Raw genomic sequence first — 2538 nt, 5'->3', positions numbered from 1 at the left:
GCGCACTTGACGCCGACGCCGTACTCCTTGATCGCGTTCGCCGCGTCGACGGTGACCTGGTCGTCCGTCGCGTCACGGTTCTCGATGCCGAGGTCGTAGTACTTGAGGTCGACGTCGAGGTACGGGTGGATCAGGCGGTCCTTGATGAACTGCCAGATGATGCGCGTCATCTCGTCACCGTCGAGCTCGACGATGGGGTTCTTGACCTTGATCTTCTCCATGGCCTGTGCTGGCTCCTTCGATCAGTTGGTGCGACGAATGTTCGCTGGCCTCAGGCTATCGCCATCCCACCGGCTCCCCGCAACGTCATCCTGGCGCGCGCAGCGCCTCCCACCTGCCGGGAGGCGACGCACAACAGCGTCATGATGTGACCTTCATCACCATACTTGCGGGTAGCCCGTCGCACTCACACCCATACCCGCTCGCCCGACATAGCCAAATGCTTGGCAGACGCTGCGAAAACCCTTGGAACCCCACGCAACTCGCGACAAGCACACTCAGGGGTGAGGTCGAATTAGCGACACGACCACGTCAATGAATCAGGTCAGTTGTCCTAGATACAGACTTTGGTGCGGGTCACAGCCAGTCCTAAGGTCTCAATGACACTCGCGCGCAGTGCGCGAACACATCAGGAGGCACTGGGTGGATCTTCAGTCGTACATGCGCGCCATCATGAAGCGCTGGCGCATCATTGCCGGCTGCGTGCTCATCGCACTCTCCCTCGCCGTGCTCCTCACTCTCTTCACGCACAAGACGTACAGCTCGACGGTGCGCTTCTTCGTCTCCACTGCAGACGCGTCGGACAGTTCACAACTAGCGCAGGGCAACACGTTCACTCAGGATCGCGTCAAGAGCTACACGCAACTCATGAAGACGCCGAAGGTGCTCCAGCCCGTCGCCGACGAGGTCAAGATGCCCGGCGGCGCGGCGGCGATCGAACCCAAGGTGACGGCCAAGGCGGCGCCGGACACCGTCATCATCGACACGAGCGTCGTCGACACGAGCCCGAAGCGCGCGCACGCCATCGCGCAGGCGCTCGGCGAGCAGTTCCCCAAGGCCGTCGACGAGCTCGAGAGCGTCTCGAAGGACAAGCCGAGCCCCGTCAAGGTGACGCTCGTGCAGGAGGCGACCACGAGCACGAAGGTCGGCCCCAGCTGGCCGACGAACCTCGTCCTCGCCGGTCTGCTCGGCCTGCTCGCCGGCACCGCTCTCGCGCTGCTGCGTGAGCGTCTCGACACGAAGCTGCGCACGAAGGACGACGTGCTCGAGGCCGCTGACGGCGTCACCGTCCTCGGCGCCGTGCCGTTCGACAAGGACGCGAGCGCCCACCCGCTCATCGTCGTCGACGACACGCACTCGACGCGCGCGGAGGCGTTCCGCTCGCTGCGCACCAACCTGCAGTTCGTCGACGCGACGGAGCACCCGCGCGTCATCACCGTCACCTCGTCGCTGCCCGGTGAGGGCAAGACGACGACGACGGCGAACCTCGCTCTCACGCTCGCCGAGTCGGGTGCCAGCGTCTGCCTCATCGAAGGTGACCTGCGCCGCCCGCGCCTGCTCAGCTACATGGGCCTCGAGGGTGGCGTCGGCCTCACCGACGTTCTCATCGGCCGTGTCGCCGTGCGTGACGTCGTACAGCGCTACGGCGAGCGTCGTCTCATGGTGCTCGGCTCCGGTGCGACACCGCCGAACCCGAGCGAGCTGCTCGGCAGTGAGTCGATGCGCGCGATGCTCGAGGATCTGCGCGGCCGTTTCGACTACGTCATCATCGACGCGCCGCCGCTGCTGCCCGTCACCGACGCCGCCGTCCTCTCACGCGTCACGGACGGCACGCTGGTCATCGCAGGCGCCGGAATCGTCAAGCGCGACCACTTCCTCGACGCGCTCGACCACCTCGACGCCGTCGACGCGAAGGTGCTCGGTGTCGTGCTCAACCGTGTCGAGCGGGGCCCGCGCGGCAACTACTACGACTACCGCTACGACTACTCCCCCTCCACCGCCGCCGACGACAACGACAAGGGCCGCACCCTGACGAGCCGTCGCTCGCGAAAGGGCAACTGAGGCGATGTCTGCGCCGGGGGGATCAACCCGACTGCCTCTGAGGGAACGTGATCGCGCCGTTCGTTACGGCTGGTTCGCGACCGACCTGGTGCTCGTCCTGTGCGCCGCCTACGCCGCGGCATGGGTGCGCTTCGACCTCGACATCTCCGATTCGGCGTCCGTCGAGATCGCCACGTTCGCGTTGCTCGCGGTCGGGTTGTACGCCGTCATCGGTTTCGTCCTCGGCCCCTATCGCATCGGGCACCTGCGCGGCTCGTTCGAGGAGACCGCCGACATCGCCAAAGCGGTGGTGGCGATGGGGCTCGTCCTCGCCGTGCTGCGTCTGGCTTTCGGGGTGCCGCACGTGCCGCGCAGCATGCCGTTCACGGCGCCGATTTTCGCGCTGCTCGGCATGTTCACGCTGCGTTTCCTCGTGCGCTCGTGGCGCTGGGGCCGGCGTGTCTCGCGTGAGCAGGACGTGCAGGCCATCGTCTTCGG

Annotated in this window: 2 protein-coding genes and 1 pseudogene; 2 read left to right on the top strand and 1 reads right to left on the bottom strand. The window is 66.2% G+C overall.

Annotated features, from left to right (window positions below; translation table 11 throughout):
- Positions 1-221, bottom strand: a 221-nt coding sequence (locus B2284_RS07165; protein ID WP_286697328.1) for an isocitrate/isopropylmalate family dehydrogenase, incomplete at its 3' end; no start/stop codon positions are given.
- A 421-nt stretch (positions 222-642) separates the two neighbouring features.
- Here B2284_RS07165 and B2284_RS07160 point away from each other — a divergent pair.
- Together B2284_RS07160 and B2284_RS07155 are read left to right on the top strand one after the other, a co-directional pair.
- Complete coding sequence (locus B2284_RS07160; protein WP_136788745.1) at positions 643-2061, top strand: tyrosine-protein kinase domain-containing protein; 1419 nt, start codon at positions 643-645, stop codon at positions 2059-2061.
- 4 nt (positions 2062-2065) lie between these two features.
- Positions 2066-2538: pseudogene (locus B2284_RS07155) on the top strand (polysaccharide biosynthesis protein); the annotation flags it as partial.

It is taken from the genome of Dermacoccus sp. UBA1591, assembly GCF_002322065.1.
GTDB lineage: Bacteria > Actinomycetota > Actinomycetes > Actinomycetales > Dermatophilaceae > Dermacoccus > Dermacoccus nishinomiyaensis.
This window is presented reverse-complemented; position numbering and strand designations above follow the sequence as displayed.